Source organism: Salipiger sp. HF18, from assembly GCF_011806505.1.
Lineage (GTDB): Bacteria > Pseudomonadota > Alphaproteobacteria > Rhodobacterales > Rhodobacteraceae > Salipiger > Salipiger thiooxidans.
Window position 1 is genome coordinate 1 of record NZ_JAATOS010000188.1, and the last position, 7416, is coordinate 7416.

Annotated in this window: 8 protein-coding genes and 1 pseudogene; 8 read left to right on the forward strand and 1 reads right to left on the reverse strand. The window is 70.2% G+C overall.

Annotated features, from left to right (window positions below):
* The 5 genes and pseudogenes from HC022_RS15205 to HC022_RS29680 form a co-directional block, all read left to right on the forward strand.
* Window positions 1–744 (forward strand): AAA family ATPase (locus HC022_RS15205; protein WP_167453013.1); only part of this gene is annotated, 744 nt, incomplete at its 5' end.
* Window positions 745–756: 12 nt separating this feature from the next.
* Window positions 757–1458, forward strand: coding sequence for a ribulose-phosphate 3-epimerase (gene rpe, locus HC022_RS15210; RefSeq protein ID WP_167453014.1), 702 nt, complete (start codon window positions 757–759; stop codon window positions 1456–1458).
* 3 nt (window positions 1459–1461) lie between these two features.
* The gene (locus HC022_RS15215) at window positions 1462–2016 is read left to right on the forward strand and encodes a thioredoxin family protein (protein WP_040383872.1); all 555 of its coding nucleotides are present in this window, start codon (window positions 1462–1464) and stop codon (window positions 2014–2016) included.
* Window positions 2017–2039: 23 nt separating this feature from the next.
* Entirely contained in the window at window positions 2040–2729 is a 690-nt protein-coding gene (gene gph / locus HC022_RS15220) for a phosphoglycolate phosphatase (RefSeq protein WP_167453015.1), read from the forward strand.
* Window positions 2726–3490 (forward strand): annotated as a pseudogene (locus HC022_RS29680) (HAD-IA family hydrolase). The gene gph and the pseudogene HC022_RS29680 overlap by 4 nt, the downstream one beginning before the upstream one ends.
* On the opposite strand, the gene HC022_RS15230 reads toward HC022_RS29680, so the two are convergent.
* Window positions 3412–3957 (reverse strand): class I SAM-dependent methyltransferase, encoded by a 546-nt coding sequence (locus HC022_RS15230; RefSeq protein ID WP_368484673.1) that lies wholly within the window; start codon window positions 3955–3957, stop codon window positions 3412–3414. The pseudogene HC022_RS29680 and the gene HC022_RS15230 overlap by 79 nt on opposite strands.
* A gap of 216 nt (window positions 3958–4173) precedes the next feature.
* Between HC022_RS15230 and HC022_RS15235 the strand changes: the two genes are divergently transcribed.
* The 3 genes from HC022_RS15235 to HC022_RS15245 form a co-directional block, all read left to right on the forward strand.
* Window positions 4174–5376, forward strand: coding sequence for an ABC transporter substrate-binding protein (locus HC022_RS15235; RefSeq protein ID WP_167453016.1), 1203 nt, complete (start codon window positions 4174–4176; stop codon window positions 5374–5376).
* 1 nt (window position 5377) lies between these two features.
* A complete protein-coding gene (locus HC022_RS15240; protein WP_368484674.1) occupies window positions 5378–7060 on the forward strand; it encodes an ABC transporter permease in 1683 nt (560 codons plus the stop codon).
* Window positions 7053–7416 (forward strand): ATP-binding cassette domain-containing protein (locus HC022_RS15245; protein ID WP_167453017.1); only part of this gene is annotated, 364 nt, incomplete at its 3' end. The genes HC022_RS15240 and HC022_RS15245, both read left to right, overlap by 8 nt.

Below are 7416 nucleotides of genomic sequence, written 5' to 3' on the forward strand. Positions count from 1 at the left end.
CTCGCCACCGAGACCCCGACCCTGCACATGTCCTTCACCGGCAACCCGGGCACCGGCCAGACCACGGTGGCGCTCAGGCTCGCCGGCCTGCTGCACCGGCTGGGCTACGTGCGCAAGGGCCACCTCGTGACGGTGACACGCGACGATCTGGTGGGGCAGTACATCGGCCACACCGCGCCCAAGACCAAGGAAGTGCTCAAGAAGGCCATGGGCGGCGTGCTCTTCATCGACGAGGCCTATTACCTCTACCGCCCCGAGAACGAGCGCGATTACGGCCAGGAGGCCATCGAGATCCTGCTGCAGGTGATGGAGAACAACCGCGACGATCTTGTGGTGGTGCTGGCGGGTTACGCCGACCGGATGGACCGGTTCTTCGCCTCGAACCCCGGCTTCCGCTCGCGCATCGCCCATCACATCGAGTTTCCCGACTACAGCGACGGGGAACTGGGCCGGATTTCCGAGACGATGCTCGCCGAACAGAATTACGTCTTTGACGAGGGTGGCAAGCGTGCGATGACCGAGTATATCGGCAAGCGACGCGCGCAGCCGCATTTCGCCAATGCGCGCTCGATCCGCAACGCGCTCGACCGGGCGCGGCTGCGACAGGCCAACCGGCTGTTCGAGACCTCGAGCGGCCCGCTCGACGCCACGGCGCTGAGCACCATAACTGAGGCGGACATCCGTGCCAGCCGGGTCTTCCTGGGCGGGCTCGACGTGGACCGCGCGCAAGACGAACGAGCGTGAGGAGACCTGCGCATGAGCTTTGACCGATCCATCAAGATCGCCCCGTCGATCCTGTCGGCGGATTTCGCAAACTTCGGCGCCGAGATCCGCGCCATCGAGGACCAGGGCGCCGACTGGGTCCATGTCGACGTCATGGACGGGCATTTCGTGCCCAACCTGACCTTCGGCCCGCCCGCCGTTAAGGCCTTTCGCCCGCATGTGAAGACCTTCATGGACGTGCACCTGATGATCGCGCCCGTGGATCCCTACATCGAGGCCTATGCCGAGGCCGGTGCCGACATGATCACCGCCCATATCGAGGCGGGCCCGCACATCCACCGCACCCTGCAGGCGATCCGAGCGCAGGGCGTGAAGGCGGGCGTGGTGCTGAACCCCGGCACCCCGGCCGAGGCCTGCGCCGACGTGCTCGACCTCTGCGACATGGTGCTGATCATGACGGTGAACCCCGGCTTCGGCGGGCAGAAGTTCATCCATTCCGGCGTCGAGAAGACCCGCAAGGTGCGCCAGATGATCGGCGACCGTCCGATCCACATCCAGATCGACGGCGGCATCACCCCCGAGACCGCGCCGCTGGTGGTCGAGGCCGGCGCCGACGTGCTGGTCGCGGGCTCCGCCGTGTTCAAGGGCGGCTCGGTCGACACCCCCGAGGTCTACGGCCAGAACATGCGCGCGATCCGCGAGGCGGCCGAGGGCGCACGGGCAAAGGCGGCCTGAGCCGTGGCCGTCATGCCTCCGGTCTGCAACTTCGGATGGCGCGCGCCGGGCTTTCACCTGCCCGGCGTGGACGGCCGCAGGTATCGCTTCGATGACATCGCCGGGCCGAAGGGCACGCTGGTCATGTTCATCTGCAACCACTGCCCCTACGTGCTCGCGGTGCTCGACCGGATCGTCCGCGACGCGCGCGAGCTGCAGGCGCTCGGCATCGGGGTGGCGGCGATCAGCGCCAACGATGCCCTCGCCTACCCGCAGGACAGTTTCGAGAACATGAAGGTCATGGCCGACGAGCGCGGGTTCCCCTTCCCCTACCTCTACGACGAGGCGCAGGGCGTCGCCCGCGCCTATGACGCCGCCTGCACGCCGGACTTCTTCGGCTTCGACGCCAAGGGCGGGCTGCAGTACCGCGGCAGGCTCGACGCCTCGCGCAAGGAAGCGGGCGCGCCCGACCTGAAGCGCGAGCTCTTCGAGGCCATGAGACAGGTCGCGGAAACCGGACACGGCCCCCGGGAACAGATCCCTTCCATGGGCTGTTCGATCAAGTGGAAGGCCGCCTGAGCGGCACATTACGAGGACATCGCATGACCGCTCCCATGACCGCCGACCCCAAGGCCGTCGTCTTCGACCTCGACGGCACGCTCATCGACAGCGCCCCCGACCTGCACCTCGCCGCCAACCTCGTGCTGCGCGACGAGGGCCTGCCCGAGATCAGCTTCGAACAGGCGCGCAGCTTCATCGGCAAGGGTGCGGGCGTGCTGATCTCGCGCGTTATGGAAGCCGTGGGGCTGGGCGACGACCCCGAGGAGCACGCCCGCCTGCTGGCCAAGTTCATGACCCACTACGAGGGCGAGCCCGCGAACACGCTGGTCTATCCCGGCGTGGTGGACGCGCTGGCCCGGCTCGAGACCATGGGCTGCGCCATGGGGCTCTGCACCAACAAGCCGGGCGCGCCCACGCGCATCGCGCTCGAGCATTTCGGGCTCGACCGCTTCTTCGCGGCCACCGCGACCGCCGACACCCTGCCCCAGCGCAAGCCCGACCCGGCGCCGCTGCACCACGTGGTGCGCGCGCTTGGCGCGGGCAGCGCGCTTTACGTCGGTGACAGCGAGGTCGATGCCGAGACCGCCCAGCGCGCCGGGCTGCCCTTTGCGCTCTACACCGGGGGCTACCGCAAGACGCCGCTCGCAGAGCTCTACCACAGCTACACCTTCGACCACTGGGACGAGCTGCCCGAGATCGTCTCGCGCCATTTCGCCCGCGTCGAGGCTTGACCCTGCGTGCGCTGATCTTCGACGTCGACGGCACGCTGGCCGAGACCGAAGAGGCGCACCGGCAGGCCTTCAACGAGACCTTCGCCGCCCACGGGCTTGGCTGGGACTGGAGCCGCGACGACTATCGCCGGCTGCTGTGCACCACCGGCGGCAAGGAACGGATCCGGGCCTGGCTGTCCGAGATCGGCGCCGCTGGGGACGCGGTCGACGTGCCCGCGCTGCACGCCACCAAGACCGAGCGCTACGTCGCGAAGCTGCGCGCGGACGGCCTTGCCCTGCGCTAGGGCGTGGCCGCGCTGGTCACGGACGCGCGGGCGGCGGGGCTGAAGATCGCCATTGCCACGACCACCAGCCGCCCCAATGTCGAGGCGCTCTGCCAGTGCTGCTGGGGAAGCGACGGGGACGCGGTCTTCGACGTGATCGCGGCGGGCGACGAGGTGCCCGCCAAGAAGCCCGCGCCCGACGTCTACCTGCTGGCGCTGGAGCGGCTGGGGATCGCGCCCCGCGACGCGGTCGCGCTCGAGGACAGCCGCAACGGTGTGCTTTCGGCGCAGGGCGGCGGGGCTGCGGGTGCTGGTGACGCCCTCGTTCTACACCGAGCACGAGGAATTCGGCACGGCGCCGGTGCTGCGCTCGCTGGCGCGGGGCGCGTTGCCCGACGATCTGCGCGCAGCGCTCCCGGTCAGCGTCTGACCGCCACGAGGTCGATCAGCGCCGACATGCCCACATGGCCGGCGCCCTCGTCGAGTTCCGTCTCGTAGCTCTCCAGCACCTCGATCTCCATGTCGCCGAAGGCCTCGCGCAACAACTCGGGCGTGTAGAGGTTCTCGAGCACCTTGGGCCCGCCGGTGCCGTAGTCGAGCTGCTTCGGCGTGTAGCCGTGCAGCATCAGCAGGCCGCCGGGCTTCACCGCCGACTTCATCCGATCGAAGAGCCGGGCCCGCGCCTCGGGGCCGACGAACTGGATGAAGACCCCGAGCACGAGATCATAGGCCGCCTCGGGCCAGTCCCAGGTCTCGATGTCGGCCACCTCGTACTGCACCGGGACGCCGCGTTCTTCCGCCAGCGCCCGTGCCTTGGCCACCGCCGAGGGCGCGCCGTCCCAGGCGGAGACGACAAGGCCCTGCTCTGCAAGGAAGACCGAGTTGCGCCCCTCGCCACCGAAAGCGCCGTGGCGCCGGGCGTCAGCCGGTCCTCGTGGCGCCGCAGGAACAGCGCGGGGGCGCATCCGAAGACGTACTCCTTGGTTGAAAACCGTTCTTCCCACATGGTGCCGCCTCCCTTGCGTTTCCCCAGAGCTATGCATGTCCCGGACGCCCGGCAAGCGCCACGTTGAAACCTTTCTTGCGGCATTGTCATTTGACGCTACATCACCGCTCCTGCCAGAAGCAGGAAAACACTCATGAAATCCCGAGCCTGTTCGGGACCCACCGGGGGAAGACGAATGAAGACCTTGCTCGCTTCACTGGCGATGACCGCCGCGCTTGCACTGCCCGCCCTCGCAGATCCCGACCCGACCGACTGGGAGGCCGTGACCGCAGAGGCGCAGGGCCAGACCGTCTACTGGAACGCCTGGGGCGGATCCGAGCCCGTCAATGCCTTCATCGGCTGGATCGGCGAGAAGGCCGCCGAGCAGGGCGTCACGCTCGAGCACGTCAAGCTGTCGGACACCGCCGAGGCGGTGAGCCGGGTGCTGGCCGAGAAGAGCGCCGGCAAGGACGAGGGCGGCGGCATCGACCTCATCTGGATCAACGGCGAGAACTTCGCCGCGATGAAGGATCAGCAACTGCTGTTCGGGCCCTGGGCCGAGGCGCTGCCCAACCGGCAGCTGACCAACCCGTCGAACGCGGCGCTGACGTCGGATTTCACCGTGCCGACCGAGGGCATGGAAAGCCCGTGGGGCCTTGCGCAGCTGGTGTTCTTTCATGACAGCGCCCGCCTCTCCGAGCCGCCGCGCAGCATGCCAACCCTGCTGGCCTGGACGCAGGCCAACCCCGGCCGCTTCTCTTATCCGCAGCCGCCGGACTTCATGGGCTCCACCTTTCTCAAGCAGGCGCTGATCGAGCTTTCGCCGGACATGATCGCCCTTGAGGGGCCGGTGGAAGATGCCGACTACGAGGCCACGACCGCGCCGCTCTGGGCGTTTCTCGACGCGCTCACGCCGAACCTCTGGCGGCAGGGCAAGGCCTACCCGCAGAACGCCGCGCGGATGATCCAGCTGATGGCCGACAACGAGATCGACATCGCCTTCGAGTTCAATCCCAACGCCGCCTCCAACGCCATCGCCAACGGCGAGCTGCCCGACACGGTGCGCAGCTACGTCCACGAGGGCGGCACCCTCGGCAACGCCAGCTTCGTCGCGATCCCCTTCAACGCCAATGCAAAGGCCGGCGCCATGGTGGTGGCCGACATCCTGCTCTCGCCCGAGGCGCAGGCGCGCATGGCAGATCCCGCGATGCTGGGCTTCGGCTCGGTGCTCGACTTCGACAAGCTCGAGGCCGCCGACGTGCAGCGCTTCGACGCCATCGACTACGGCCCCGCCGCCATCGCCTTCGACGAGATCGGTGCCCCCCTGCCCGAGCCGCACCCGTCGTGGATGGAGAAGCTCGAAGAGGACTGGGCGCAGCGCTACGGCGTGGCCGAGTGACGTGTCCCCCCTGCGGCTCGCGCCTGCGCTGACGCTGCTGGTGATGCTCGGCCCCGTGGCGGCCGGGCTGGCGGGCACGCTGCTGCCCGCCTTCGGCATCATGCCGGTTCTGGGCCGGGTCGAGCCCGGCCTGATGCCCTTCCGAGACCTCGCCATGTGGCCGGGCCTGCCGCGCGCCGCGGCGCTGAGCCTCGGCACCGGGCTGGCAGCGACCCTGCTGGCGCTGGCGCTGACCATGGCGGTCTGCGCCGGCTGGCAGGGCACCCGCGCCTTCCGCTGGCTCGAACGCGCGCTCTCGCCGCTGCTGTCGGTGCCCCACGCGGCGGCGGCCTTCGGCCTCGCCTTCCTGATCGCGCCGTCGGGGCTCATCGCCCGCGCCGTGGCGCCGGTCGCGGGCTGGGATCGTCCGCCGGACGTGCTGATCCTGCAGGACCCGCTGGGGCTCTCGCTGATCGCGGGGCTGGTGGTGAAGGAGATGCCCTTCCTGCTTCTGATGACGCTCGCCGCCCTGCCCGCCCTGCGCCCGGTCCAGAGCCTCGCCACCGCGCGCAGCCTCGGCTACGGGCGCAGCGTGGGCTGGCTCAAGACCGTGTTTCCGAGGCTCTACCCGCAGATCCGCCTGCCGGTCTACGCGGTGCTGGCCTTCTCCATGAGCACCGTCGACGTGGCGATGATCCTCGGGCCCAACACGCCGCCGACGCTGGCGGTGCAGGTGCTGCGCTGGATGACCGACCCGGATCTTGCCATGCGACTGCGGGCGGCGGCGGGGGCCCTGCTGCAGCTCGGGCTGACCGTCGCCGCGCTGGGTCTGTGGCGGCTGGGCGAGATCGTCGTGGCCCGCGCCGGGCGGCACTGGATCGAGGCCGGCGGCCGCGGCCGGAACGACGCCCCGCTGCGGACGCTTTCGCTCGGGCTCGGAACGCTTTCGGCCGTGGCGGTGATCCTCGGGCTCGCGGTGCTGGGCCTCTGGTCGGTGGCCGGGTTCTGGGGCTTTCCCGCGCTCCTGCCCGACGCGCTCACGCTCGGCGGCTGGCGGCGCAGCGGCCCGGCGCTGCTGGCGCCCTCGCTCGACACCGCGCTCATCGCGCTGGTCTCGGTCGCCTGCGCGCTGGTGCTGGTCGTCGCCTGTCTCGAGGCCGAGGACCGCTTCGGCCTGCGCCCGTCGTCACGGGCGCTGTGGCTGCTCTACCTGCCGCTCATCGTCCCGCAGATCGCCTTCCTGCCCGGGCTGCAGATCCTCGCGCTGGTGAGCGGCGTCGATGGCACCCGCGCGGCGGTGGTCGCGGCGCACCTGATCTTCGTTCTGCCTTACGTCTTCCTGTCGCTGTCGGACCCGTGGCGCGGCTGGGACGCCCGCCACGCTGCCGTTGCACGCGCCTTGGGGGCCGGGCCCTGGGGCGTCTTCTGGCGGGTGCGCCTGCCGATGATGCTGCGCCCGGTGCTGACCGCCGCGGCGGTGGGCTGCGCGGTCTCGGTCGGGCAGTTCCTGCCGACACTGCTGCTGGGCGCGGGCCGGGTGCCGACGCTCACCACCGAGGCGGTGGCGCTGGCCTCGGGCGGGGCGCGGCGGACCGTGGGCGTCACCGCGCTGATGCAGACCGCCGCCGCCTTCGTGCCCTTCGCCCTCGCGCTTCTGGTGCCAGCGCTGGTCTGGCGCAACCGCCGGGGGCTGCACCATGGCTGAGGGGCTGGTGCTGGAGCGGCTGCGCATCACGCAGGGCGACACCGAGATGGTGGCGGTAGATGCCTCCGTCGCCCCGGGCGAGATCCTGACCGTCATGGGGCCATCGGGCTCGGGCAAGTCGACGCTGCTTGCCGCGCTCACCGGCACGCTGGCGCCCGCCTTCACGCTCGGGGGACGCATCCTGCTCGACGGGCGCGACATCACCGCGCTGCCGCCCGAGGCCCGACGCACCGGCATCCTGTTCCAGGACGAGCTGCTGTTTCCGCATCTCTCGGTCGGCGGCAACCTTGCCTTCGGTCTGCCGCCCGCGCTGAAGGGCCGCGCCGCGCGCCGCGCCCGAATCGAAGCTGCGCTTG